At 71.3% G+C, this 24,640-nt stretch carries 22 protein-coding genes and 1 pseudogene; 6 read left to right on the top strand and 17 right to left on the bottom strand.

Going from position 1 to position 24,640, the window contains the following annotated elements; translation table 11 throughout:
* Nucleotides 1–9: 9 nt before the first annotated feature.
* Nucleotides 10–912: an SAM-dependent methyltransferase gene (locus FDO69_RS36295; protein ID WP_104787201.1), complete on the bottom strand. Its 903-nt coding sequence runs from the start codon at nt 910–912 to the stop codon at nt 10–12.
* A gap of 86 nt (nt 913–998) precedes the next feature.
* Between FDO69_RS36295 and FDO69_RS36290 the strand changes: the two genes are divergently transcribed.
* Complete coding sequence (locus tag FDO69_RS36290) at nt 999–1,355, top strand: hypothetical protein (RefSeq protein ID WP_234388248.1); 357 nt, start codon at nt 999–1,001, stop codon at nt 1,353–1,355.
* A gap of 1,967 nt (nt 1,356–3,322) precedes the next feature.
* Here the strand turns inward: FDO69_RS36290 and FDO69_RS36280 are convergent.
* Nucleotides 3,323–3,587, bottom strand: a pseudogene (locus FDO69_RS36280) (helix-turn-helix domain-containing protein); the annotation flags it as partial.
* Between the two features lie 229 nt (nt 3,588–3,816).
* Here FDO69_RS36280 and FDO69_RS36275 point away from each other — a divergent pair.
* On the top strand, nt 3,817–4,533 hold the full coding sequence (locus tag FDO69_RS36275) for a DUF4232 domain-containing protein (RefSeq protein ID WP_104787196.1): 717 nt from the start codon (nt 3,817–3,819) through the stop codon (nt 4,531–4,533).
* On the opposite strand, the gene hemB is transcribed toward FDO69_RS36275, so the two are convergent.
* Nucleotides 4,527–5,525, bottom strand: coding sequence for a porphobilinogen synthase (hemB, locus tag FDO69_RS36270; protein WP_104787193.1), 999 nt, complete (start codon nt 5,523–5,525; stop codon nt 4,527–4,529). The two genes, FDO69_RS36275 and hemB, sit on opposite strands and share 7 nt — an antisense overlap.
* Before the next feature lie 175 nt (nt 5,526–5,700).
* On the opposite strand from hemB, the gene FDO69_RS36265 reads away from it, so the two are divergent.
* Nucleotides 5,701–7,089, top strand: a complete 1,389-nt coding sequence (locus FDO69_RS36265) for an FAD-binding oxidoreductase (protein WP_104787190.1) — start codon at nt 5,701–5,703, stop codon at nt 7,087–7,089.
* A gap of 33 nt (nt 7,090–7,122) precedes the next feature.
* Here FDO69_RS36265 and FDO69_RS36260 read toward each other — a convergent pair whose 3' ends face one another.
* From FDO69_RS36260 to FDO69_RS36240, 5 genes are all read right to left on the bottom strand, one after another.
* Complete coding sequence (locus FDO69_RS36260) at nt 7,123–8,829, bottom strand: bifunctional uroporphyrinogen-III C-methyltransferase/uroporphyrinogen-III synthase (RefSeq protein ID WP_104787187.1); 1,707 nt, start codon at nt 8,827–8,829, stop codon at nt 7,123–7,125.
* Nucleotides 8,826–9,905 carry a hydroxymethylbilane synthase gene (gene hemC / locus FDO69_RS36255; protein WP_420878570.1) on the bottom strand — a complete coding sequence of 360 codons (1,080 nt, stop codon included), beginning with the start codon at nt 9,903–9,905 and terminating at the stop codon, nt 8,826–8,828. Before hemC ends, FDO69_RS36260 begins: the two co-directional genes overlap by 4 nt.
* Nucleotides 9,902–11,671, bottom strand: coding sequence for a glutamyl-tRNA reductase (locus FDO69_RS36250; RefSeq protein ID WP_104787184.1), 1,770 nt, complete (start codon nt 11,669–11,671; stop codon nt 9,902–9,904). Before FDO69_RS36250 ends, hemC begins: the two co-directional genes overlap by 4 nt.
* A complete protein-coding gene (locus FDO69_RS36245) occupies nt 11,668–12,429 on the bottom strand; it encodes a redox-sensing transcriptional repressor Rex (RefSeq protein WP_104787181.1) in 762 nt (253 codons plus the stop codon). The genes FDO69_RS36250 and FDO69_RS36245 overlap by 4 nt, the downstream gene beginning before the upstream one ends.
* 314 nt (nt 12,430–12,743) lie before the next feature.
* Nucleotides 12,744–13,013, bottom strand: a complete 270-nt coding sequence (locus tag FDO69_RS36240; RefSeq protein WP_167526753.1) for a glutaredoxin family protein — start codon at nt 13,011–13,013, stop codon at nt 12,744–12,746.
* Nucleotides 13,014–13,184: 171 nt separating this feature from the next.
* On the opposite strand from FDO69_RS36240, the gene FDO69_RS36235 reads away from it, so the two are divergent.
* The 3 genes from FDO69_RS36235 (at nt 13,185) to FDO69_RS36225 (ending at nt 16,703) form a co-directional block, all read left to right on the top strand.
* The gene (locus FDO69_RS36235; protein ID WP_104787175.1) at nt 13,185–14,102 is read left to right on the top strand and encodes an HAD family hydrolase; all 918 of its coding nucleotides are present in this window, start codon (nt 13,185–13,187) and stop codon (nt 14,100–14,102) included.
* A 349-nt stretch (nt 14,103–14,451) separates the two neighbouring features.
* Nucleotides 14,452–15,222, top strand: coding sequence for an ECF subfamily RNA polymerase sigma factor, BldN family (locus FDO69_RS36230; protein ID WP_030840376.1), 771 nt, complete (start codon nt 14,452–14,454; stop codon nt 15,220–15,222).
* Nucleotides 15,223–15,458: 236 nt separating this feature from the next.
* The gene (locus FDO69_RS36225; RefSeq protein ID WP_167526752.1) at nt 15,459–16,703 is read left to right on the top strand and encodes a DUF5667 domain-containing protein; all 1,245 of its coding nucleotides are present in this window, start codon (nt 15,459–15,461) and stop codon (nt 16,701–16,703) included.
* 110 nt (nt 16,704–16,813) lie between these two features.
* Here FDO69_RS36225 and FDO69_RS36220 read toward each other — a convergent pair whose 3' ends face one another.
* The 9 genes from FDO69_RS36220 to FDO69_RS36180 form a co-directional block, all read right to left on the bottom strand.
* Nucleotides 16,814–17,869 (bottom strand): lysophospholipid acyltransferase family protein, encoded by a 1,056-nt coding sequence (locus FDO69_RS36220; RefSeq protein WP_104787170.1) that lies wholly within the window; start codon nt 17,867–17,869, stop codon nt 16,814–16,816.
* Between the two features lie 14 nt (nt 17,870–17,883).
* Nucleotides 17,884–18,945: an NAD-dependent epimerase/dehydratase family protein gene (locus FDO69_RS36215; protein ID WP_104787167.1), complete on the bottom strand. Its 1,062-nt coding sequence runs from the start codon at nt 18,943–18,945 to the stop codon at nt 17,884–17,886.
* A 228-nt stretch (nt 18,946–19,173) separates the two neighbouring features.
* Nucleotides 19,174–19,272: a 30S ribosomal protein bS22 gene (locus FDO69_RS36210; RefSeq protein WP_003948845.1), complete on the bottom strand. Its 99-nt coding sequence runs from the start codon at nt 19,270–19,272 to the stop codon at nt 19,174–19,176.
* Between the two features lie 155 nt (nt 19,273–19,427).
* A complete protein-coding gene (locus FDO69_RS36205; RefSeq protein WP_004984898.1) occupies nt 19,428–19,640 on the bottom strand; it encodes a helix-turn-helix domain-containing protein in 213 nt (70 codons plus the stop codon).
* Nucleotides 19,641–19,769: 129 nt separating this feature from the next.
* A complete protein-coding gene (locus FDO69_RS36200; protein WP_104787164.1) occupies nt 19,770–20,585 on the bottom strand; it encodes a phosphatase in 816 nt (271 codons plus the stop codon).
* A gap of 84 nt (nt 20,586–20,669) precedes the next feature.
* The gene (locus FDO69_RS36195) at nt 20,670–21,842 is read right to left on the bottom strand and encodes an acetoin utilization protein AcuC (protein ID WP_104787161.1); all 1,173 of its coding nucleotides are present in this window, start codon (nt 21,840–21,842) and stop codon (nt 20,670–20,672) included.
* A complete protein-coding gene (locus FDO69_RS36190) occupies nt 21,793–23,010 on the bottom strand; it encodes an MFS transporter (protein ID WP_104787159.1) in 1,218 nt (405 codons plus the stop codon). The genes FDO69_RS36195 and FDO69_RS36190 overlap by 50 nt, the downstream gene beginning before the upstream one ends.
* Nucleotides 23,011–23,076: 66 nt before the next feature.
* On the bottom strand, nt 23,077–23,862 hold the full coding sequence (locus FDO69_RS36185) for a VC0807 family protein (protein ID WP_234388246.1): 786 nt from the start codon (nt 23,860–23,862) through the stop codon (nt 23,077–23,079).
* Between the two features lie 69 nt (nt 23,863–23,931).
* Complete coding sequence (locus FDO69_RS36180; RefSeq protein ID WP_104787156.1) at nt 23,932–24,576, bottom strand: HAD family hydrolase; 645 nt, start codon at nt 24,574–24,576, stop codon at nt 23,932–23,934.
* Nucleotides 24,577–24,640: the final 64 nt, after the last annotated feature.

Genomic DNA, 24,640 nt, shown 5'->3' with positions numbered 1-24,640 from the left:
CCCCACGGCTCACCCCTTCGCGCCGATCGCCGCGTACACGTTGATGTCCGCGTCCGTGACGTCGTTGATGTCGCGGTACCGCACCTTCTCGATCTCCTCCAGCCCGGCGAGGAAGGACTCCTCCGGCTGCTCGGGGACGGGAGCGGCGTGGTCGGGCCGCCAGCGGTGCGCGGGGACGACTCCCGGGCCGGCGATCTCCAGCTGGTTCTCGGTGAAGAACCGCTCGACGTCCGCCCGGGAGCGCAGCACGAAGGTGAAGCCGCGTTCGGTGTAGGTCCGCTGGACCGCGCGGATGTTCTCGGGGTTGAGGTCCTCGGTGAGGTGGCTCAGCACCAGGCGGCTGCCGACGGGCAGTTCGTCGAGCAGCCCGCTGACCAGCGGATAGGCCTCCTCGTCGGCGACGAAGTGCAGGATCGCGACCAGGCAGAGCGCGACCGGCTGGTCGAAGTCCAGGGTCTTGGCGGCCTGTTCGAGGATGCGGGCCGGGTCGCGGAGGTCGGCGTCGATGTAGTCCGTACGGCCCTCGGGGCCGCTGGTCAGCAGGGCGCGTGCGTGCGCGAGCACCACCGGGTCGTTGTCGACGTACACCACCCGCGCCTCGGGGGTGATGCGCTGCGCGATCTGGTGCACGTTCTCGGCGGTGGGCAGCCCCGTCCCGATGTCGAGGAACTGCCGGATGCCGTCCTGCTCCACGAGCGTGGTCACCGCGCGCCGGAGGAAGTCGCGGTTGTGCCGGACGTCGAGGTACCCGCGCGGGTTGGCGGCCAGCGCGGCGGCCGCCGCGTCCCGGTCGGCCGGGTAGTGGTCCTTGCCGCCGAGGAAGACGTCGTAGACCCGGGCCGGGTGTGCCTTGCTGCTGTCGATCCTCCTCTGCAGCTCGGCGGGATCCTGACTGAGGGCGTCACCGGACATGGACGTCTCCCTGAAGAGTGTGCAGTTCAATCAACAACCACTACGACGGTCAACAACCTAACGGTTCAACTGATTTGATGGTGCCCGTGCAGAACGACAGCCGAGCGACGACGACCCTGTGGCGCCCCACCGGCCCCGAGGAGCTGGACCTGGTCCGGGACCTCGGCTGGCGCGCCTGGCCGCCCCGGCTCCCCGAGCAGCCGATCTTCTACCCGGTCCTCGACGAGGACTACGCCATCAAGATCGCCCGCGACTGGAACGTCAAGCACGACGGCGCCGGCTTCGTCACCCGCTTCGAGGTCGACACCGCGTTCCTGACCCGCTACCCGGTCCAGCAGGCCGGCGGCCGCACCATCCTGGAGCTGTGGGTCCCGGCCGAGGAACTCGACGAGTTCAACGCGCACATCGTCGGAAAGATCGAGCTGGTCCACGAGTTCCACTGAGCCGCCCCCGCGTGCCTACTGCGTGGTCCCCTCCTCGACCCACTTCTCGCCGCCCAGCGGGAACTCGTAGGCCGGACGCCCGTTGTTGCCGCTCGTACGGAAGGGCCGGCCGTGGTCGTCCACGGTCAGCGTGCCCGTCCGGCCCCCGCTGGACCAGGTCAGCTCCAGGTACCAACTGACGTCGTACGCGGAGGCGTCGGCCCTGATGTAGTACATCTCGGGGTCACTCTCACTCACCTTGAAGGGGAAGTCCGCGTGTCCCGCGTCCGGCAGGACCCCGGGGCGCGTGGCGTCGAGGGCGATGGTGAAGAACCTCGTCGGCACGCCACCGCCGCAGCCGACGCCCGGATACCCCATGGCGTAGTCGTTCCACGCGAGCGGCGCACGCTTGCCGGCCATCCGGACCGTCAGCCCCTTGACGACCACGGTCTCCTTGCCCGTCCCCTGCACGGTCAGCTTCAGGAACTGCTCCCCGGACGGCACAGCCCCCATCGCCGCCACCCAGCCGGGCGCGCCCGGCTCCGACGGCGGCGGCTTGACCTGTCCCGGCGGCAGATTCACCAGGTAGCGCTGGGAGCAGGGGCTCTCCCAGGCGTGCGGCTCCGTGGTCACGGTGAGAGGAGCGGCGGCGGAGGCGGCGTCACGGCCCGGGCGGCCGGCCCCGCCGGTGGCGGAGGCCGAGGCGGGAGGCGCGGAGGCACTCGCCTTCTCCTCCTTCCCCTCCTTCTCCTTCTCCTCCTTCTCCTCCTTCTCCTCCCTGTCCTTGCCCCTGTTCTTGTCGTCGCTGCCCTTGGAGGACGAACCGGCGGAGGGCGGCACGGAGGCCGCCGCGCCCTCCCTCTGCGGTGCTCCGGCACCGCCGGAGGCCACCGCCGACCCGCGCCGCCCCTCGTCGTCGGCCCCACCCGAGGGAACGGCCACGGCGAGGCCGACGACCCCACCGACGACCACGACTGCGGCGACACCGGCGAGGACGGCGCGGCGCCGGCGCCGGCCCGCGGACTGTTCCGGCGCGGGTGCGTCGGCGTCGGGGGACTCCTGCGGCACGAGTGCGTCGGCGTTCGCGGCCTCCTGCGGCACGAGTGCGTCGGCGTTCGCGGACTCCTGCGGCACGAGTGCGTCGGCGTTCGCGGACTCCTGCGGCACGAGTGCGTCGGCGTTCGCGGACTCCTGCGGCACGAGTGCGTCGGCGTTCGCGGACTCCTGCGGCACGAGTGCGTCGGCGTTCGCGGACTCCTGCGGCACGAGTGCGTCGGCGTTCGCGGACTCCTGCGGCACGAGTGCGTCGGCGTTCGCGGACTCCTGCGGCACGAGTGCGTCGGCGTTCGCGGACTCCTGCGGCACGAGTGCGTCGGCGTTCGCGGACTCCTGCGGCACGAGTGCGTCGGCGTTCGCGGACTCCTGCGGCACGAGTGCGTCGGCGTTCGCGGACTCCTGCGGCACGAGTGCGTCGGCGTTCGCGGACTCCTGCGGCACGAGTGCGTCGGCGTTCGCGGACTCCTGCGGCACGAGTGCGTCGGCGTTCGCGGACTCCTGCGGCACGAGTGCGTCGGCGTTCGCGGACTCCTGCGGCACGAGTGCGTCGGCGTTCGCGGACTCCTGCGGCACGAGTGCGTCGGCGTTCGCGGACTCCTGCGGCACGAGTGCGTCGGCGTTCGCGGACTCCTGCGGCACGAGTGCGTCGGCGTTCGCGGACTCCTGCGGCACGAGTGCGTCGGCGTTCGCGGACTCCTGCGGCACGAGTGCGTCGGCGTTCGCGGACTCCTGCGGCACGAGTGCGTCGGCGTTCGCGGACTCCTGCGGCACGAGTGCGTCGGCGTTCGCGAACTCCTGCGGCACGAGTGCGTCGGCGTTCGCGAACTCCTGCGGCACGGATGCGTCGGCGTTCGCGGACCCGGCCGCGTCCGGCGCCAGGACGTCGGCCCCCACGGCAGAGGTCACTTCCGCAGCGCCGCTCCTCGTACCGCCGCTCCCCTTGCGCGCCCGCCCGGCGTCCGCCAGCACCCAGCGCCGGTGCAGCTCGACGAGCTCCGTGGGCGACGCCTTGCACAGGCGGGCGAGCCGCTCCACCGGCGCGTAATCGGTCGGCACGGCATCCCCGTTGCAGTACCGGTGCAGGGTCGACGTACTCATGTGGAGCCGTTTGGCGAGCACTCCGTAGCTCAGCCCCGAGCGCTCCTTCAATTCCCCCAGCAGCGCGGCGAATTCCGCCGCGGTCGTGCCCTCCGACACTGCCCCTCCATGCCCCGTGTCCCGTTCCCCCGTTCCAGGGAATGACTGTTCTCCCTGGTCAGAGCGTGTGCGGGCGTTCCAACGTCCCTGATCTCCCGCCTGGTCTGGCGGCCGGGACGGATCACCGCACAAGCTCTGCTCATCCAAGCACGCCGCTCCCGGCCCACCGGCAGCGCGACCCACCCGGGCCTGCTTACCCACCGCCTTTGTCCGAAAGGAAACGCAAGATATGCGCAAGTACCGCGCCCTCCCCGTCGCCCTCCTGGCCGCCCTCGCCCTGACGGCATGCCAGGACGGGACGGGCCCGAAGGACGAGGGAGCCGCGCACCCCGAGCCGGCCTCGGCGACCGTCCCGGCGACGCAGCCGGCCGCGAGCGGAAGCAGCGGTCAGGCCACGGAAGGCACCGCGGGCACCAGCGGCGTGAGGGCCGCACAGGCGGCGGAGAAGCGGGAGACGGACACACAGACCGCGCACACCGGCAGGAAGGGTGAGAAGGGCTCGAAGGGCGCCACGGCAACCCGTGTCTCCTGCAACGGCTCCAACACCACCGTCACCGCCCGGCCGGTCCGCCGCCCCGTCAACCACATGCTGCTCACGGTGAAGAACACCGGCTCGAAGACGTGCGACCTCACCTACTACCCGATGCTGCGCTTCGACGAGATGCAGTGGGCGCCGCAGCCGATCGAGGACTCCCAGCCGCAGGCGGTGGTGACCCTGGCCCCCGGCGAGTCCGGCTACGCGGGCGTCTCCCTGTCGGCGGCCGACGGCAGCGGCGAGTGGGGCACCACCAGCCACAAGCTCACGGTCGGCTTCCAGGGCCGCACGCCGAACAGCGACGGCGGCCCCTCGGCGATCCCGGCCCTGCCGGCCAAGGGCGTGTACTACGACAGCACGCTGACGGTCACCTACTGGCTGCGCGAGATGGACGACGCGCTGTCCTACTGATCCTTGAGCTTCTGGGCCACTTCGGTGGCCCAGTAGGTGAGGATGCTGCGCGCACCGGCCCGCCGGATACCGGTCAGAGCCTCCAGGATCGCCCGGTCCCGGTCGATCCAGCCCTTCTCGGCGGCGGCCTCGATCATCGAGTACTCGCCGGAGATCTGGTAGGCGGCGACCGGCACGTCCACGGCGTCCGAGACCCGGGCGAGGATGTCCAGGTAGGGCCCGGCCGGCTTGACCATCACCATGTCGGCGCCCTCCTCCAGGTCGAGGGCGAGCTCCCGAAGCGACTCCCGGATGTTCGCGGGGTCCTGCTGGTAGGTCTTGCGGTCCCCCTGCAGCGACGAGCCGACGGCCTCGCGGAAGGGCCCGTAGAAGGCGGAGGCGTACTTGACGGTGTAGGCGAGGATCGCGACGTCCTCCCGCCCGATCTGGTCGAGCGCGTCGCGGACGACCCCGACCTGTCCGTCCATCATCCCGCTGGGCCCGACGACATGGGCGCCTGCGTCGGCCTGCACCTGGGCCATCTCGGCGTACCGCTCCAGGGTGGCGTCGTTGTCGACCCGGCCCTGGTCGTCGAGGACGCCGCAGTGCCCGTGGTCGGTGGTCTCGTCGAGGCACAGGTCGGACATGACCAGCAGGTCGTCGCCGACCTCGGCCCGCACGTCCCGCAGGGCGACCTGGAGGATCCCGTCCGGGTCGGTCCCGGGCGTCCCGAGCGCGTCCTTCTTCGACTCCTCCGGCACGCCGAACAGCATGATCCCGGAGATCCCCGCCGCGACCGCCTCCGCGGCGGCCTTCTTCAGACTGTCCCGGGTGTGCTGCACGACCCCCGGCATGGCCGCGATCGGCACGGGCTCGCTGACGCCCTCCCGCACGAAGGCCGGGAGAATGAGATCGGCGGGGTGCAGTCGGGTCTCGGCGACCATCCGACGCATCACGGGATTGGTCCGCAACCGCCGCGGCCGAGTACCGGGGAAAGATCCGTACGTCGTCATGCCCTCTACGCTACGCCCGCCCCAAACCCCCCGATGCCGACTCCTTGTCGGCCCGGGCGAGCACGCGCAGCGCCCCGCGATGCGCCCGACGCCCCCCAGGTCCATCCTGAAACAACAAGGACCCCGACGGCCCCCACACCGCCGCCGTCCCTCCGTACGCCCCACGGAGGACGCGATGACCGCCCACCCCCACACCCCCGACCTGTTCGCCCTCTCGGAGATCCACGGCCCGGTCCTGCGCCCCGGTGACCCTGCCTACGCCGACGAGGTCACCGGCTTCAACCTGGCCGCCCTCCACACCCCGGACGTCGTCGTAGGAGCCACCGGCCCCGACGACATGGTCACCGCCATGCGCTGGGCGCACGCCACCCACACGCCCGTCGCCGTCCAGGCCACCGGTCACGGCGCCAACTTCCCGATCGAGCACGGCCTGCTGATCAACACGTCCCGCATGACGGATGTCCACGTCGACCCCACCACCCGCACCGCAACCATCGCCGCCGGCGCCAAGTGGAGCCACGTCATGGCCGCGGCCGCCCCCTACGGACTGGCGGGCCTGTGCGGCACGTCCACGGACGCGGGCGTCGTCGGCTACACCCTGGGCGGCGGCCTCCCCGTCCTCGGCAGGGCCTACGGCTACGCCGCCGACCTCGTTCGCTCCTTCCAGGTCGTCACCCCGGACGGGCACCTGCGCGAGGCGGACCCCCAGCACGAACCGGAACTGTTCTGGGCACTGCGCGGCGGCAAGGGCAACGTAGGCATCGTCACCTCGCTCGTCACCGAACTGCTCCCCCTGCCACGCCTCTACGGCGGCGGCCTGTACTGCCACGCCGAGCACACGGAGGCCCTGCTGCGCGCCTGGAAGGACTGGACCCTCACCGTCCCGGACGCGATGTGCAGCATGTTCTCCGTCCTGCGCCTGCCGCCGATCCCCCAGATCCCCGAGCCCCTGCGTGGCGGCTTCTGGGCCCGGGTCGCGATCGCGTGGCCGGGCGACCCGGCCGAGGGCGAGGCACAGATCGCCCCTCTGCGAAACGCCGCTCCCGTGGCCGTCGACCTGGTCGAGGAGATGGACCACGCGGACATGGACCGCATCCACATGGAACCGCAGGACCCGCTCCCGGCGCGGGAGTGCTGCATGCTCCTGCGCGACCTGCCCCCCGAGGCCGTCGACACGTTCCTGGAGCAGGTCGGCCCCGCGGCCGGCGTCGAGCACCCGCTGCTGGTCGCCTCACTGCGGCACATGGGCGGCGCGCTGTCCCGCCCGTCGGCCGTCGAGGACGCCGTCTGCTCCCGCGACGCCCGCTACTTCATGGAGTCGGTCGGGATCATGCCCGCCCCACCCGTCGCCGAGGCCGTCGAACAGGCCACCCGCCGCCTCTACACGGCCATGGCCCCGTACGGCACGGGCCGCACCATGGTCAACATCCACGGCACCCCCGGCGACGACCAGGACCGCGCCCGCGCCTGGACCCCGGAGGTCTACGCACGCCTGCGCCACGACAAGGCCGTCTACGACCCGGACAACCTGCTGCGCTACGGCCACGCGGTCACACCCGCATAGCCGCAGCGCCGGCAGTCATAGGCCCGGTATCGCTCAGGTCGTCGAACGCCTCCGCCGCGCCCCCGGCCGCCGCTCGCTCGGCCGCGTCACCGGGTCGCCGGCCTCCAAGGCCGCCGTGCGGCGCTTCGCGCCGAAGTCGGCCAGGGCCTCCGCCAGCTTGTGCACGGACGGCTCGGGAGCCATGACGTCCACCCTCAGCCCGTGCTCCTCGGCGGTCTTCGCCGTGGCCGGGCCGATACAGGCGATCACCGTGACGTTGTGCGGCTTGCCGGCGATGCCGACCAGGTTCCGCACGGTGGACGACGAGGTGAAGAGAACGGCGTCGAAACCGCCGCCCTTGATCGCCTCACGGGTATCCGCCGGCGGCGGCGAGGCCCGCACGGTCCGGTAGGCCGTGACGTCGTCGACCTCCCAGCCGAGCTCGATCAGCCCTGCGACCAGCGTCTCCGTGGCGATGTCGGCACGCGGCAGGAACACTCTGTCGATCGGGTCGAAGACCGGGTCGTAGGGCGGCCAGTCCTCCAGCAGACCGGCGGCCGACTGCTCACCGCTCGGCACCAGGTCCGGCTTCACACCGAACGCGATCAGCGCGTTCGCCGTCTGCTCGCCCACGGCCGCGACCTTGATGCCCGCGAAGGCACGCGCGTCGAGCCCGTACTCCTCGAACTTCTCCCGCACGGCCTTGACCGCGTTCACCGAGGTGAAGGCGATCCACTCGTAGCGGCCCGTCACGAGCCCCTTGACCGCGCGCTCCATCTGCTGGGGCGTGCGCGGCGGCTCGACGGCGATCGTCGGCACCTCGTGCGGCACGGCCCCGTACGACCGCAGCTGGTCGGAGAGCGACGCCGCCTGCTCCTTCGTCCGCGGCACGAGCACCTTCCAGCCGAACAGCGGCTTGGACTCGAACCACGCGAGCTGGTCGCGCTGGGCGGCGGCGGAACGCTCACCGACCACGGCTATCACCGGTCGGCCGCCCTCCGGCGAGGGCAGCACCTTGGCCTGCTTCAGCGTCTGCGCGATCGTGCCGAGCGTGGCGGTCCAGGTGCGCTGCCGGGTGGTCGTACCGGCGACGGTGACCGTCATCGGGGTGTCCGGCTTGCGCCCGGCGGAGACGAGCTCGCCGGCGGCCGCCGCGACGGAGTCCAGCGTCGTGGAGACGACGACCGTGCCGTCCGACGCCCCGACCTCCGTCCAGCACCGGTCCGACGCCGTCCGCGCGTCCACGAACCGCACGTCCGCGCCCTGCGCGTCCCGCAGCGGCACACCGGCGTACGCGGGCACACCGACGGCGCTCGCGATGCCGGGGACGACCTCGAAGGGCACCCCCGCGGCGGCGCACGCCAGCATCTCCTCGGCGGCGTACGTGTCGAGGCCCGGGTCCCCGGACACCGCACGTACGACCCGCCTGCCACCCCGTGCGGCCTCCATGACAAGATGTGCGGCATCCCGCACCGCGGGGGCGGCGACGGCGGTTGACGTGCCGTCAACTACCGTCAGCTGGGGCGCTCCTGTGCCCGGCGCCGGATCCTGGGAAGGATCCGGGTCCGTGTGCACTTCGGAGACGCCCTGCCTGGCGTGCTGACGTACGACGTCGAGCACCTCGTGCTCGGCGACGAGTACGTCCGCGCTCGCCAGCGCCTCCACGGCGCGCAGAGTAAGCAGTCCCGGATCTCCGGGTCCGGCACCCAGGAAGGTGACGTGCCCGTGTTCAGGACCGGCGGAAAGGTTGGTGGGGCTCAATGTGCTCGCTCCCCCATCAGACCGGCCGCGCCCTGGGCGAGCATCTCGGCGGCGAGTTCGCGACCGAGCGCCATTGCCCCGTCGTGCGTCTCGGGCACGGGACCGGTGGTGGACAGCTGCACCATGCGCGTGCCGTCGGTGGTCCCGACGACGGCGCGCAGGCGCATTTCCTTGACAATCTGCCCGTCGGCCAGGAGGTCGGCCAGCGCCCCCACAGGGGCACTGCAACCGGCTTCCAGGGCGGCGAGCAGTGATCGCTCGGCCGTCACGGCGATCCGCGTGAACGGGTCGTCGAGTTCGGCGAGCGCGGCGATGAGGTCCGCGTTGCCCGCGGTGCACTCGATCGCCAGGGCCCCCTGGCCGGGGGCGGGCAAAACCGTGTCGACCGACAGGAAGTCGGTCACTTCGTCGCCGCGGCCGATCCGGTTGAGTCCGGCGGCGGCGAGCACGACGGCGTCCAGCTCCCCGCTGCGCACGAACCCGATGCGGGTGTCGACGTTGCCGCGGATCGGGACCGTCGCTATGTCCAGGTTGTGGCTGCGGGCGTACGCGTTGAGCTGCGCCATGCGGCGCGGCGAACCCGTACCGATGCGGGCCCCTGAGGGCAGGTCGGTGAACTTCAGCGCGTCCCGGGCGACGATCACGTCCCGCGGGTCCTCGCGCACCGGCACGGCGGCCACGACCAGTTCGTCGGGCTGCGTGGTCGGCAGGTCCTTCAGGGAGTGCACCGCGAAGTCGACCTCGCCCTTGAGGAGCGCTTCGCGCAGGGCGGTCACGAATACGCCGGTGCCGCCGATCTGGGCCAGCGCCTCGCGCGAGACATCACCGTACGTGGTGATCTCGACGAGCTCGACGGGCCGCCCGGTCACCCGGCTCACGGCTTCCGCCACCTGCCCGGACTGGGCCATGGCGAGCCTGCTGCGCCTGGTACCGAGCCGTAGCGCCCCTTGTGCATCCGGTCCCCGCTGGGGCGCCTCAGCCGGTGCCGAGGACCCGACCGTGCTCAGCCCTTCGGGCCTCCGCGCGCTCGTGCCCTCGGCGCCGGCGCGCCCCCGCGGCTCACGCGTGTCGTTCATGCCGGCCCTCGGTCTTTCTCGGTGGTGCTGTCCTCGGCCCGGGAGACGGCGGCCACCGTCTCGGGGTCGAGGTCGAACAGGGTCCGCAGCGCGTCCGCGTACCCGGCGCCGCCGGGTTCGGCCGCGAGTTGCTTGACCCGCACGGTCGGCGCGTGGAGCAGTTTGTCGACCACGCGCCGCACGGTCTGGGTGATCTCCGCTCGGTGCTTGTCGTCGAGACCGGGCAGCCGCCCGTCCAGCCGGGCGATCTCGCCGGCCACGACGTCGGCGGCCATGGTGCGCAGGGCGACCACGGTCGGCGTGATGTGCGCGGCCCGCAGGGCTGCCCCGAAGGCCGCGACCTCGTCGGAGACGATACGCCTGACCTGGTCCACATCGGCAGCCATCGGAGCGCCCGCGGAGGCCTCCGCCAGCGACTCGATGTCCACCAGCCGCACCCCGGCCAGCCGGTGCACGGCCGCGTCTATGTCGCGCGGCATCGCGAGGTCCAGCAGGAAGAGCACGGGCTCGGGCCGCTGCGGTTCCTCGACCGGCTCGGGCCGGCGCCGCTCGGGGATCCGCCCGACGGCGGCGACGGTCGCGGCGAGCGCGGCGATGGCGTCGGTGTCCGCGGCCGGGTCGAGCGTGCCGCTCTGTCCCGGCCGGGCCGTACCGCCCGCGGCACGCCGGTCGCCGCCCACCGAGCCGTTGTCCACCCACGCCGCGTGCTGTTCGAGGTCGGCCGCGGCCATCCCGGCCACGGCGGCCTCGCCCAGCACGGAGAACCCGGCGGTGCCCTGCACCGCGGAGAGGTCCAGCGGGCAGCCGTCCTCGCTGCCGGTGCCGGCGCCCGGCGCGCCCTCGCGCTGCGCTCCGGCCGCGGCTGCGGACCGGCCGCCCGGCACCCCCGGCCCACCCTCGCCGGCCATGGCCGACGACGCGGGCTCACGGCCCACGACCGCCTCGGCGACGGACTGGGCCGTCAGGACCAGGCCCGTCGCGCCGGTACAGGAGACGGTGACGTCGGCACGTGTCAGCTCGGCCGGCACCGACTCCATCGGTACCGCGCGGGCCGCCACGTCCGTGTCGTCGCCCTCCATGAGGATCTCGGCGAGGCGCTCGGCCCGGTCGAAGGTGCGGTTGGCGACGACGATCTCGGCGACCCCGGCCCGCGCGAGCGTGGCCGCGGCCAGGGAGGACATCGACCCGGCCCCGATGACCAGGGCCCTCTTGCCCCGGGCCCACTGCTGTACGTCCCCGCCCCGGGCCAGCTGCTCCAGGCCGAAGGTGACCAGGGACTGGCCGGCGCGGTCGATGCCGGTCTCGGAGTGGGCGCGCTTGCCGACCCGCAGGGCCTGCTGGAACAGGTCGTTCAGGAGGCGGCCCGCGGAGTGCAGGTCCTGCGCCCGGGCCAGGGAGTCCTTGATCTGTCCGAGGATCTGCCCCTCGCCGACGACCATCGAGTCCAGCCCGCAGGCCACCGAGAACAGGTGGTGGACGGCCCGGTCCTCGTAGTGCACGTAGAGATAGGGAGTGAGCTCCTCGAGGCCGACCCCGCTGTGCTGCGCGAGCAGGGTGGACAGCTCGGCGACACCGGCGTGGAACTTGTCCACGTCGGCGTAGAGCTCGATGCGGTTGCAGGTGGCGAGCACCGCGGCCTCCGAGGCCGGTTCGGCGGCGACCGTGTCCTGGAGCAGCTTGACCTGCGCGTCCGCGTTCAGCGCGGCCCGCTCCAGCACGCTGACCGGGGCGCTGCGGTGACTGAGTCCGACGACGAGGAGGCTCATGCCGGCATCACGGCGGGCATGTCCCCGTCGGGTCCCTGGTCGGCGGAGTCGCTGCGCGCGGCGGCGGCGGGGACGCCACCGTCGGAGGCGGCCCCCTCCCCGGCCTTGCGCTGCTCGTGGAAGGCGAGGATCTGCAGCTCGATGGAGAGGTCGACCTTGCGCACGTCGACGCCCTCGGGGACGGACAGCACGGTCGGCGCGAAGTTCAGGATGGAGGTGACGCCGGCGGCCACGAGCCGGTCGCAGACCGCCTGGGCGGCACCGGCGGGGGTGGCGATGACACCGATCGACACGCCGTTGTCCTGGATGATCTTCTCCAGGTCGTCGGAGTGCTGCACCGGGATGCCGGCGACGGGCTTTCCGGCCATGGCCGGGTCGGCGTCGATCAGCGCGGCGACGCGGAAGCCGCGGGAGGCGAACCCGCCGTAGTTGGCGAGGGCGGCGCCGAGGTTGCCGATACCGACGATCACGACCGGCCAGTCCTGGGTGAGCCCCAGTTCGCGGGAGATCTGGTACACGAGATACTCGACGTCGTAGCCGACACCCCTGGTCCCGTAGGAGCCGAGGTAGGAGAAGTCCTTGCGCAGCTTCGCGGAGTTGACCCCCGCGGCGGCCGCGAGCTCCTCGGAGGAGACCGTGGGCACCGAGCGCTCCGACAGCGCGGTCAGAGCGCGGAGGTACAGCGGAAGCCGGGCGACGGTGGCCTCGGGAATCCCTCGGCTGCGGGTCGCCGGTCGGTGAGTTCGGCCAGTTGCCACGGTGCTCCTGCGGGTAGAGCGGGGCTGTAGGCGGTCATACGTCCCTACATGACCGCCCCGTCGAATGCAGGCTATGTCTTTGTGAACGCGTGCACAAAGATGGTGTCCGATTTGCCCGGCCAACGTGACCGGGGTCACGCGCCCCCGGCGCACGCGCAGGGAACTGGCGCCTGGGCGCCACCGTTCCTTGTCTTCTGGGGGCAAAACCGCACACTCTCCTCAGTGAATCCCGCCCCCGAGACCAAGCCACCATCGATCCTAAGCGACCCGACGGCCCCTTTGGACTGATCGGTCAGTCGCTCACCGGGGCGGGATCAGTCGGTCAGCGCCTTGCGCAGGCGGTCCTCGTTCACACGCCAGAACGTGTGCTGCCTGCCGTCCACCAGCACGACCGGGATCTGCTCCCAGTACTGATCGTGCAGTTCCCGATCCTCGGTGATGTCCTTCTGCTCCCAGGGGACTCCGAGATCACCGCACACCTTCTCCACAACGACCTGTGCGTCATCACACAGATGACAGCCGGGCTTGCGGATCAGGGTGACGAGCCGGTCACCGGAGGGCCTGCGACGGAAGAGGGGACTCATGTCGGCCATTGTCGCGCGCCCGCGGACAAGCGGAACCCCCGCGAAAGCCCCGGGGACACGCCGACCGCCTTCGTCCCGCGCGGCGTCTTTTGACGACATGCTTGCCGAGAGTTCACACGCCCCCAACCTTCCGACTCCGGAACCCCCGAACAAACTGGCTATGCTCACGCCATGGCCGCTCTCGGATGGCTCACTCCCCGTAGGCGCTCCGCCACGGCGCGGAGCGTTTTGGCAGGCGAGGCCTCGGCGGAGGCAGCCCGCAAGTCCACACAGGAAGCCGCCGGCACGACCGAGGAACCGCAGTTCCCGGTGCACGGCGACGACCGGGCCGCCGCCTTCTTCGACCTGGACAACACCGTCATGCAGGGCGCGGCCCTCTTCCACTTCGGGCGGGGCCTGTACAAGCGGAAGTTCTTCGAGACGCGCGAGCTGGCGAAGTTCGCCTGGCAGCAGGCGTGGTTCCGCCTCGCCGGGGTCGAGGACCCCGAGCACATGCAGGAGGCCCGCGACTCGGCCCTGTCGATCGTCCAGGGCCACCGCGTCGCCGAACTGCAGTCGATCGGCGAAGAGATCTACGACGAGTACATGGCCGAGCGCATCTGGCCCGGCACCCGCGCCCTCGCCCAGGCCCACCTGGACGCCGGCCAGAAGGTGTGGCTGGTGACGGCCGCCCCCGTCGAGATCGCCACCGTCATCGCCCGCCGCCTCGGCCTGACCGGCGCCCTCGGCACGGTCGCCGAGTCCGTCGACGGCGTCTACACCGGCAAACTCGTCGGCGAACCGCTGCACGGCCCCGCGAAGGCCGAGGCCGTCCGCGCCCTGGCCGCCGCCGAGGGCCTGGACCTCGGCCGCTGCGCCGCCTACAGCGACTCGCACAACGACATCCCGATGCTCTCCCTGGTCGGCCACCCCTACGCCATCAACCCGGACAGCAAGCTGCGCAAGCACGCCCGGCAGCTGGACTGGCGCCTGCGCGACTACCGCACGGGCCGCAAGGCGGCCAAGGTCGGCATCCCGGCCGCGGCGGGCGTCGGCGCCGTCGCGGGCGGCACGGCGGCCGCCATCGCCCTGCACCGACGCCGCCGCTGACCACCTGATCAAACCGGGACACGGAAGTTTGCGGCCTGACAATCGCCGTAAATCCAACTGGCGTACCCCCACAACCTCCTCTCCAGTCCTCTTGGCTGCACACGGCCACAACACGCCCTGCACTCAGCCGCAATCCGAAGCTTTCCGATCAACAACCGGTCACGCACTGGCACTTGATCCGGCGTCAATCGGTTACGGAAGCGACGTAACCGATGATTTGAGCAACTCGGTGTAGCAGCGCCTGTACGAAGCGTTATTCTCCTCAGACGCAATCCGGTACCCCTCCGTCGCTACGACGGGTGAAAGGTCCCGCACTGCACGTGATGGAAGCTCTGCCTCTGGGAGTCCCGTGTACCCACACGTCGGGGTTGACGCCTCGGGCCTGGCTACGCTGCGCGCAACGGTCCAAGACCTGTTGCGCGGCTTCGTCCCCACCGCGTACGCCGTCCCCGCATTCGCCACCGCCGCGCCCGTAGGCCCTTGCTACGCACTGGCCGACGGCAGCGCCGCGGTCGGCAGACGAGGGCGCCCTTCCGGCGCGGCCACCGCACGCCGGCCTGCCGCTGACAGCGACAGCGCCCGGATGATGGACCTCGTGGAGCGCGCTCAGGCCGGCGAGTCCGATGCCTTCGGCCGCCTCTACGACCAGTACAGCGACACCGTCTACCGGTACATCTACTACCGGGTCGGAGGAAAGGCGACCGCCGAGGACCTCACCAGCGAGACCTTTCTGCGTGCCCTGCGCCGCATCGGCACGTTCACCTGGCAGGGCCGCGACTTCGGCGCCTGGCTCGTGACCATCGCCCGCAACCTCGTCGCGGACCACTTCAAGTCCAGCCGGTTCCGCCTGGAGGTCACCACCGGCGAGATGCTCGACGCCAACGAGGTCGAGCGCTCCCCCGAGGACTCCGTCCTGGAGTCCCTCTCCAACGCCGCCCTGCTCGACGCCGTACGGCGGCTCAACCCCCAGCAGCAGGAGTGCGTGACGCTCCGCTTCCTCCAAGGCCTCTCCGTGGCCGAGACCGCCCGGGTGATGGGCAAGAACGAGGGCGCCATCAAGACCCTCCAGTACCGGGCCGTGCGCACCCTCGCCCGGCTGCTCCCGGAAGACGCCCGCTGACCGGGCGGCACGCTCGGCGACACCCAACTCACGGAACGTGAAAGTCCGTTGCCTTCGGCATCCGATGAGCCGGAGTCCGTAACCCATGTGCCACGCCGCTCGTTGTGCGGAATGCAGGCTCCCTGTGGTCACCCCCTGGCCGGCTCCGGTCACTCGATCGTGTGGTCGTGCTCAGGGTGTGCAACCCTCAGGACCCCCTGGGGAGTCGACCGTCATGACGAGAGGAGGTGCCGCCAGTGATCGCGAACGTATCGGCGCACCGGCGGGCGAACGCCTTCGCCCAGGCCCTCGAGGAGCAGTCCGAGCAGGGTTCGGCGGCCGAGCAGCCCGAAGGATCGGCACCTGCCCCGGCCACCGCGGAGACGAGCGAACAGGCCCGCCATCTGGCGCTCGCCTCGGAGCTCGGCGCGTTGCCCAAGCCGGAGCTCGACCCGGAGGTCAAGGTCGTCCAGCGGGCCCAGCTGGTGGCCGCCTTCGAGGCCATGCTCCAGGAGGGCACCGCGGGCGGCGGGGCGACGGACAGCGCGGTCCCCGGACAGCGGTCCCGGGCCCGCGGGGCACATCGCGCGGGTTCACTGAAGAAGCTCCGTCCGCGTTCCCGGCTCGCCAAGGGCCTCACCGCGGGCGGACTCAGCGTCGGGGTCGCCGCGAGCGCCTTCGGCGGAGTCTCCGCCGCCAGCTCGGACGCCCTTCCCGGCGACTCGCTCTACGGCCTCAAACGCGGCATCGAGGACGTCAAGCTCGGCCTCGCCGACGGGGCGGACGAGCGCGGCCGGGTCTATCTCGACCACGCCTCCACCCGGCTCAGCGAAGCCCGCCGCCTGATGGAGCGAGGCCGCAGCGGCCCCCTGGACCACGAGTCCCTGGGCGAGATCCGCCGCGCCCTGTCCGGCATGCGGCACGACGCGTCGGAGGGCCACCGGCTGCTGAGCGAGGCGTACGAGCACGACCCGGACTCACTGGGCCCCATCCAGGCCCTGTCCGCGTTCTCCCGCTCCCACCGCGAGGCCTGGGGCGAACTGCGCGATCGGCTGCCCGTCCAGCTCGGGGACGTCAGCCGGGAGGTGTCGTCCGTCTTCGACGCCATAGAGGAGGACGTCGCCCCGCTGCGCTCCCTGCTGCCCGAGCCCCCGGCCACGAGCGGCGGCGACGGCAAGCGGCACGGCGTCTCCGAGTCGGCTCCCAGCGGCTCCTCGAGCACAGGCCGCTCGACCCGTCCCGGCGACAGCGGCGGCAGGCACAGCGACGAGCACGGCACCGGCAGCGGCAGCCCCAGCCGCTCGGCCGGCTCCGGTGACGACAGCGACGGCCTGCTCGGTGGCAGCACCGGCGGCCTGCTCGACCCGCCGAAGGACAACGCCACCAGCACCTCCCCCTCGGCGGAGGCCCACACACCCGTCCCCGAGCCGGATGTGACACTCCCGCCCCTCCTGCCCGGTCTCCTGCCGGGCCTGGGCATCGACGGCGAGGACGCGGACTAGAAGACGGCTTCGGGGCGCCCCTTCAGCAAGGGGCGCCCCGAAGCCGTACGCGGACAGCGGCAGACGGACTCAGAGGAACACCGACCGCCGGGGTGTTGCGAACGCCGGTGTCAGAAGAACACCGACCGCCGCTGCACCAGCAATTTGTACAGCGTGTGCTGGATCTGCTCCCTGACCTGGTCGGTCAGGTTGAACATCAGCATCGGGTCCTCCGCCGCCTCCGGCGGGTAGCCGTCCGTGGGGATCGGCTCGCCGAACTGGATCGTCCACTTGGTCGGCAGCGGAATCGCCCCGAGCGGCCCCAGCCACGGGAACGTCGGTGTGATCGGGAAGTACGGGAAGCCCAGCAGTCGCGCGACCGTCTTGGCGTTGCCGATCATCGGGTAGATCTCCTCGGCCCCGACGATCGAGCAGGGCACGATCGGCGTCCCCGCGCGCAGCGCCGTCGAGACGAAACCGCCGCGGCCGAAGCGCTGCAGCTTGTAGCGGTCCGCGAAGGGCTTGCCGAGTCCCTTGAAGCCCTCCGGCATCACCCCGACCAGCTCGCCCTGCTCCAGCAGCCGGGAGGCGTCCTCGGCGCACGCCAGGGTGTGGCCCAGCTTGCGGGCCAGCTCGTTGACCACCGGCAGCATGAACACCAGGTCGGCGGCGAGGAGCCGCAGATGCCGGCCCGCCGGGTGGTTGTCGTGCACGGCGACCTGCATCATCAGGCCGTCCATCGGCAGGGTCCCGGAGTGGTTGGCGACGATCAGGGCACCGCCCTCGGACGGGATGTTCTCGACGCCCTTCACCTCGACCCGGAAGTACGTCTCGTACAGCGGGCGCAGCAGCGACATCAGGACCTGGTCGGTGAGTTCCTCGTCGTAGCCGAAGTCGTCGACGTCGTAGTCCCCGGTGAGGCGGCGGCGCAGGAAGGACAGGCCGCCCGCGATCCGTCGTTCCAGCCCGCCCCCGCCGTCCCGGGCGGGCTCCGGCGGCTGTTCCTCAGAAGTCACAGGAACATCATCCTGCGGAACAGCCCTGGTGGGCAGGGGCTGCACCTCACGTACCGGCACGGACTCCGCGCCCGGGCGGCGGTTCCCGGCGCTCCGGCGCCGCTGGGGACGCTGCGCGGCGCTCCCCCGGGACCGGTCGTCGTCGAACGGAATGACCTTGGCGTCCGCCATCGTTGATGCGCTCCTCAGTTGGCGCTCTGCGTCGGGGAGTGTCCGCCGCCCGCGAGGGGCAGGCCGGCGATCCGGTCGACGGCCCCCGTGAGGGCCTCCGGCGGAAGGAGTCCGGGGCCCTGGCTGCGGGCGAAGTCCGCGAACGTCTCCGCGGTCGTGTACTTGGGCTGGAATCCCAGCGTCTCGCGCATCTGGCCCGTGGCCACCACCCGGCCGTGCGTGAGCAGCCGGATCTGCTCGGGCGAGAAGTCCGTCATCCCCAGCGTACGCACCAGCGAGCCCGCCCAGGTGACGGCCGGGAGCAGCAGGGGCACGGTGGGGCGTCCGAGGCGCCGGGAGCACTGCGAGAGCAGCAGCACACCGTCGCCGGCGATGTTGAAGGTGCCGCTGTTGAGCGTGCCCCGCCGGGGTTCGTGCGAGCCGAGCCGCAGCACCTCGATCACGTCGTCCTCGTGCACGAACTGCAGCCTGGGGTCGTAGCCGAACACGGTCGGCAGGACCGGCAGCGCGAAGTACGAGGCGAGCGGGGTGTCCGCGGTCGGGCCCAGGATGTTGGCGAACCGCAGCACGCACACGGCCACGTCGGGCCGGCGGCGCGCGAAGCCGCGGACATAGCCCTCGACCTCGACCGTGTCCTTCGCGAAGCCGCCGCTGGGCAGGGACTTGGGCGGGGTCGTCTCGGTGAACACGGCCGGGTCGCGGGGCGCGGAGCCGTAGACGTTCGTGCTGGACTTCACCACCAGCCGCTGCACGGCCGGGGACTTCTGGCAGGCACCGAGCAGCTGCATGGTGCCGATGACGTTGGTCTCCTTCAGGGAGGCCCGGTTGCCGCTGCCCAGCGGCGTGCCCGTCACATCGAGGTGGACGATCGTGTCGGCGCCCGACTCGGCGAGCACCCGCGCGATGCCGGGCTGCCGGATGTCGGCCTGGACGAAGTCCGCACCGCCCAGATGGTGCTCGGGCGGCACCGCGTCCACGGCGACGACGCGGTCGACGTCGGGGTCCCGCTGGATCCGCCGGACGAACCGGCCCCCCAGCTGGCGGGCCACTCCGGTCACGAGCACGACCTTGCCCAAGATCAGCGCCTTCCTTCCAGAACCTCTCGTCCCCGCCGCGTTCCCCCGTGGGGCCAACTTAGCGGGTTGTTGTTGCCCTGTGATGACCGCCCGATGCGTGAAGTGACCGAAGCCAGCCGGACGCAGGAGCGCGGGCCCGCGTGCCGCCGGGCGGCGCACATATGCGTGTGGCCCCCCACCGGTGGTGGGGGGCCACAGCAACGCTCTCGCGGCGTGCGCGTCGCGAACTTACTTCTTGTTGCGACGCTGAACGCGCGTGCGCTTGAGCAGCTTGCGGTGCTTCTTCTTCGCCATCCGCTTGCGCCGCTTCTTGATAACAGAGCCCACGACTACCCTCGCTCACTTCTCATCACTCGGTGTTTGGGCGCCATGGGCCCATACGACCTACGAGGGGCCAGCCTACCCGTCCGAGCGCTGAGGTCGTAATCGAGGAGGCCGGGGGGATCCCCAAGTGCCCTGTGGGGGTCCCCCCGGCCCTGCCGTCAGGCGGTTTCCACCCCCACGTAACTCTCGCGGAGGTACTCGTGAACCGCTTGCTCCGGGACGCGGAAGGACCGCCCCACACGGATCGCGGGCAGATGACCGCTGTGCACCAGCCGGTACACGGTCATCTTCGACACTCGCATCACCGAGGCGACTTCCGCCACGGTAAGGAACTGAACCTCGTTCAGAGGCCTCTCGCCAGCTGCAGCCATGACACACCTGAACCTTCCGCACTCGACGGCCACCGGCTTCCCCTTCCGGTGACTCTTCGTCGCTGCGTGCTCACTCCCCAATGTAGGTGCCAGTGATGCGAGTGGGGAAGAGGTGCACCCATCGGCGGCCTACTGTGACAGACACGCCCGATTGAGTACGTAGCGGGTAAGCGGCAGGTAGTAATCGGACCGCACGCCGTCATCAAGTGGAACGACGACGGAGACGGACCCCTCGGCCTCCCCCACGAACAGCGCCGGGTCGTCCGTGTCGGCCGGCCCGATGGCCTCGAACCCCAGCTGACCTGCCCCGCAGACCCACCCGTGGTCCCCGATCACCAGCTCGGGCAGAGGTCCGCCGGCCTCCGCGCAAGCGGCCAGTACGGTACGAACCGGGAGAGGTGAGTGCGTATGTGCGCCGGGCTCACAACCGGGGCGTTCGAGGCCGGGGGTCCGCACCAGCGCGACTCCTCGTACGTAGTCGAGGTTGTACGTACGTAGACCGAACCGGGTCGTTATGTCGATACGGCGACCCTGCGCGGGGGTGAGGACGGCACATCCCGCCGCCGACAGGGCGTCTGCCAGAGCGCCGTAGAAACCGAGCAGCCGGTGCGGGTGCCCGGTGCCGAGAAGCACGGGAGCACCCCGCCATGCCGCCTCGGCGAGGCGTTCCGCGAAGGCGTCCAGCGCCGCCAGGGTCCGCTCCGGATCGATCACATCCTGGCCGGAAACCTGCCGGGAATCGGCCGAAACACCACACCGGTCCGCCATCAGCTCGATCAACTCCGGCTGCCTCCAGGCACCTTCGGGATCGATCCCGAGCAGCACCCGGGGGTCCCGGGCCGCGAAGAGCCGGTAACTGCGCAGGCTCTCCTCCCGCGAGGTCGCCACGGTCCCGGCGAGCCGCGCGCCCACCAGGTGCGCACGCAGGGCTTCGGTGGTCAGCACAAGAAGATCGTGCGTGACCGGAACGCAGCCTGTCCCGGGAACCGACGAACACCGCACGGCCGGCCTACGCCCGCCGGCGCCCCCTCACGCCAGCAGCCCCCGCAGTGGGAACACCGCCCGTCGGGCCGCCAGCACCGCCTGGTCCAGCCGGTCCGCCGGGTCGTAGCCCTCCTCCCAGCCGGACCAGGAGACGGGCCGGCGTCCGTCCGTCATCCGTGCCGGGGCCAACTGCCGCGTCCTCGCGAACACGTCCTGCCGCCACGCCTCCGGGATCATCGCCTCCGGCTCCACGGGCCGCCCCGCCGCGATCGCGACCAGATGCGTCCAGGACCGCGGCACGACGTCCACCACCGCGTATCCGCCCCCGCCCAGGGCCACCCAGCGTCCGTCGGCGTACTCGTGCGCCAGGTCGTGACAGGCCACCTGCACGGCCCGCTGCGCGTCCAGCGACACCGCCAGATGCGCCAGCGGATCCTCGAAGTGCGTGTCCGCCCCGTGCTGCGTCACCAGCACCTGCGGCCGGAAGTCGGCGATCAGCTCCGGCACGACCGCGTGGAACGCCCGCAGCCACCCGGCGTCCCCCGTCCCGGCAGGCAGCGCCACGTTCACCGCCGAGCCCTCCGCCGTGTCCGCCCCGGTCTCCTCCGGCCACCCGGTCTGCGGGAACAGCGTCCGCGGATGCTCGTGCAACGAGATCGTCAGCACCCGCGGGTCCTCCCAGAACGCCGCCTGGACCCCGTCGCCGTGATGCACGTCGACGTCGACGTACGCGACCCGCTCCGCCCCGAGCTCCAGCAGCCGCGCGATCGCCAGCGAGGCGTCGTTGTAGATGCAGAACCCGGACGCACCGCCCGGCATCGCGTGGTGCAGCCCGCCCGCGAAGTTCACCGCGTGCAGCGCCTCACCCCGCCACACCGCCTCCGCCGCCCCCACCGACTGCCCGGCGATCAGCGACGACACCTCGTGCATCCCCGCGAACGCCGGATCGTCCATCGTCCCCAGCCCGTACGACTGGTCCGCCGCCCCCGGATCCGCGGACGCGGCCTTCACCGCCCCGATGTAGTCCTGCCGGTGGACGAGCCGCAGCGTCGACTCCCCGGCCGCCCTCGCGGCGACCACGTCCACCTCACGGTCCAGCCCGAAGGCGTCGACCAGTTTCCGGGTCAGGGCGAGCCGGACGGGGTCCATCGGATGCCCCGGACCGAAGTCATAGCCCGTTACTGCCTCGTCCCACATCAGCTGTGCGCGGCCGCTCATGCCCGCCACCGTATCGGTCCGGTTGAGCCCCGAACGACCGGGCGTACACCAGCGTCACCAGCACCAACACCATCGGCACCAGCATGGCCCCGCGGTAGCTCCACAGGTCCCCGAGCGCCCCGACCAACGGCGAACCGACCAGGAACCCCACATAGTTGAAGACATTCAGCCGCGCCACGGCCGCATCCGAAGCCCCCGGGAACAGCCGCCCGGCCGCCGCGAACGTCTGCGGCACCAGCACGCACAACCCCAGCCCCAGCAGCGTGAACCCCAGCATCCCTACCCATGCCCCGGGCGCGGCGGCCACCACGGCGAACCCTCCCGCCGCCACGAGCGCACCGCCCCGCACCACCGCGACCGCCCCGAACCGCCGCACCCCGAAGTCCCCGATCGCCCGCCCCAGCAGCGTGGTGACCATGTACACGTTGAACGGCACCGTCGCCATCTGCTCCGAGCTCCCCAGCACGTCCTGCAGATACTTGGCACTCCAGTTGGAGACCGTCGAGTCCCCGATGTACGCGACCGTCATCACCAGACACAACGGCAGCAGCCACTTGAAGACGACCACCCCGCCCTCCCCGGCCTGGTCCTCCGCCACGGATGCCGCACCCCGGTCGTCGACGTACCACCGGCTCCCCACCAGCACAGCCGGCAGCAGCACCAGCACGACCGGCAGATACGACACCCACAACGCCAGCTGCCAGTGCGCCCCCACCCAGGCCAACGAGGCCCCGACGATCCCGCCCAGGCTGTAGGCCGCGTGGAAACTGAGCATGATGCTGCGCCCGTACGACCGCTGCAGGCTCACTCCGAGCATGTTCATCGAGGCGTCCAGCACCCCTACGGCCAACCCGAACGCCGCGAGCGCGACCCCGAGTTCCACCATCCGTTCCCCGGCCCCGACGCCGAGCAGCGCCAGCAGCACCACAGGCTGGGACCACCGCAGTAGCCGGCTCGGCGGTACCCGCTTCACCAGCCGCTCGGTCGTCACGCTCCCGACCCCGGCGAGGACCGGCACGGCGGCCAGGAACGCGGGCAGCAGCGCGTCGGAGACTCCGTACCGGTTCTGGATGGCCGGGATCCTCGTCACGAGCAGCGCGAAGGCGACACCCTGCACCAAGAAGCTGAACGCCAACGAGGCCCTGCCGCGCCGCAGCACATCTGTCATGGCGGCGAGCGTAGGGCCCCGGCTTACTCGTGGGTAGATCCAGCCAAAGATGAATTCTCCTCAGCTCTACTCGGCGGTCACGAGACCGGTGGTCACGAGACCGTTCCCGAGAGACGAACCCGAGCGACCGGCGCCCGCCCGCGACCCCGCCTGCTTCTCGTCCCCCGCCCCCGCCCCCGCCTTCGCCTCCGCGACGACCATCGCGGCCATCGGACCGGCGCCCAGCGCGCCGCCGACCACGAAGCCCACTCCCATGGCGACGACCATGATCACATTGCCGAGCCACACCATGGTGTTCACCGGCAGGGTGTACACCCCCACCACCCGCACCACACACTCCGCGAGCAGTACGACCCCCCACACCAGCGAGAACACCCGCTCGGCCCGCCGAAACCGCGCCGACCCGGCATGCAGCCGCGCCCAGGCGGCCTCCCGGCCCGCGTCCCCCTTCACCACCCAGGGCTTCATACCTGCGGTCATCAACGGCTTGCCGACCGCCACGGAGACGATGATGCCGATCCCGATCGTGCTGCTGACCGCGCTGTCCTTGGCGATCATCAGCCGTGGGTCACCGGCCACGAAACCGAGCAGCAGCGAGACGACGTTCACGAGGAGGATGAGCGCGGCCAGCCCGTTGACCTCACGGGACCTCACCACACCCCACCCGGTCCGCACGGCCGGGACGACGCTGCTCAGGCCGAGCGCCACCAGGGTGCTCATCCCGAGGCCGTTCTTGAGGAGGTAGTACGCCCCGAGGGGCACCGCTACGTCGAGGAGCAACGGCGCGAAGTTCCGCAGCACGCTCGGGCCGTTGGTGTCGCTTCCCTTGGAATTCCCGGGGTTCGTCGTCATGCACCCAGCATCACGGTCGGCACCGGATCGCCGGTAGGAACGATCATCCGGTCCCCGACATGACAAATGTCAGAGCAGCATGTCAGCCAACTCGCCCATGTCGGAGAAGAGTTGAGTGGCACCCGCGAGCCTGTCGGCCGATGTCATCGCGGTGAACCCGTACACCTCCATCCCGGCAGCGACGGCCGCCCGCACCCCCAGCGGACTGTCCTCGACGACGACACACCGCTCGGGCGCGACCCTCATCCGCTCGGCCGCGTACAGAAACAGGTCGGGAGCCGGCTTACCGCGCCCGACGTCCTGCGAGCTGAAGATGCGCCCCTCGTCGAACCACCGGTCGAGCCCGGTCGTCCGGTGCCCCACTCGGATCCGCTCATGGCTTCCGGAGGACGCCACGCAGTACGGCACAGCGTCGGTGGTGAGCTTCTGCAGCACCTCCTCGACGCCGGCCACCGGCTTCAACTCCTTCTCGAAGGCCGCGAAAACCCGCCCGTGGAACACGTCGTCGAAGTCCTCCGGCAACCGCTGCCCGGTCCGTTCCCCGATCAGATCATGTACGCGGTGCATGGCAGCGCCCATGTAGTCACGCAGGGAGTCCTCGTAGGAGGTGGGGTGCCCGAGCTCGGTCAGATAGGCGGCCAGGAGCCGGTTGGAGATCGGCTCACTGTCCACGAGGACACCGTCGTTGTCGAAGATCACGAGGTCATGGCGCATAACCCGACCCTAAACGCAGAAAACCCCCGCATCCGAAGATGCGGGGGTTTTCCCAAAAATTGTT

Source organism: Streptomyces tibetensis, from assembly GCF_007655005.1.
GTDB classification, from domain to species: Bacteria; Actinomycetota; Actinomycetes; order Streptomycetales; family Streptomycetaceae; genus Streptomyces; species Streptomyces tibetensis.
This window is presented reverse-complemented; position numbering and strand designations above follow the sequence as displayed.

Bases quoted from the DNA above. Each gene is read 5' to 3' on its own strand.
- FDO69_RS36295 (WP_104787201.1), bottom strand. From the start codon at position 912: ATGTCCGGTGACGCCCTCAGTCAGGATCCCGCCGAGCTGCAGAGGAGG.
- FDO69_RS36275 (WP_104787196.1), top strand. From the start codon at position 3,817: ATGCGCAAGTACCGCGCCCTCCCCGTCGCCCTCCTGGCCGCCCTCGCC.
- hemB (WP_104787193.1), bottom strand. From the start codon at position 5,525: ATGACGACGTACGGATCTTTCCCCGGTACTCGGCCGCGGCGGTTGCGG.
- FDO69_RS36265 (WP_104787190.1), top strand. From the start codon at position 5,701: ATGACCGCCCACCCCCACACCCCCGACCTGTTCGCCCTCTCGGAGATC.
- hemC (WP_420878570.1), bottom strand. From the start codon at position 9,905: ATGAACGACACGCGTGAGCCGCGGGGGCGCGCCGGCGCCGAGGGCACG.
- FDO69_RS36250 (WP_104787184.1), bottom strand. From the start codon at position 11,671: ATGAGCCTCCTCGTCGTCGGACTCAGTCACCGCAGCGCCCCGGTCAGC.
- FDO69_RS36240 (WP_167526753.1), bottom strand. From the start codon at position 13,013: ATGAGTCCCCTCTTCCGTCGCAGGCCCTCCGGTGACCGGCTCGTCACC.
- FDO69_RS36235 (WP_104787175.1), top strand. From the start codon at position 13,185: ATGGCCGCTCTCGGATGGCTCACTCCCCGTAGGCGCTCCGCCACGGCG.
- FDO69_RS36220 (WP_104787170.1), bottom strand. From the start codon at position 17,869: ATGGCGGACGCCAAGGTCATTCCGTTCGACGACGACCGGTCCCGGGGG.
- FDO69_RS36205 (WP_004984898.1), bottom strand. From the start codon at position 19,640: ATGGCTGCAGCTGGCGAGAGGCCTCTGAACGAGGTTCAGTTCCTTACC.
- FDO69_RS36195 (WP_104787161.1), bottom strand. From the start codon at position 21,842: ATGAGCGGCCGCGCACAGCTGATGTGGGACGAGGCAGTAACGGGCTAT.
- FDO69_RS36190 (WP_104787159.1), bottom strand. From the start codon at position 23,010: ATGACAGATGTGCTGCGGCGCGGCAGGGCCTCGTTGGCGTTCAGCTTC.
- FDO69_RS36185 (WP_234388246.1), bottom strand. From the start codon at position 23,862: ATGACGACGAACCCCGGGAATTCCAAGGGAAGCGACACCAACGGCCCG.
- FDO69_RS36180 (WP_104787156.1), bottom strand. From the start codon at position 24,576: ATGCGCCATGACCTCGTGATCTTCGACAACGACGGTGTCCTCGTGGAC.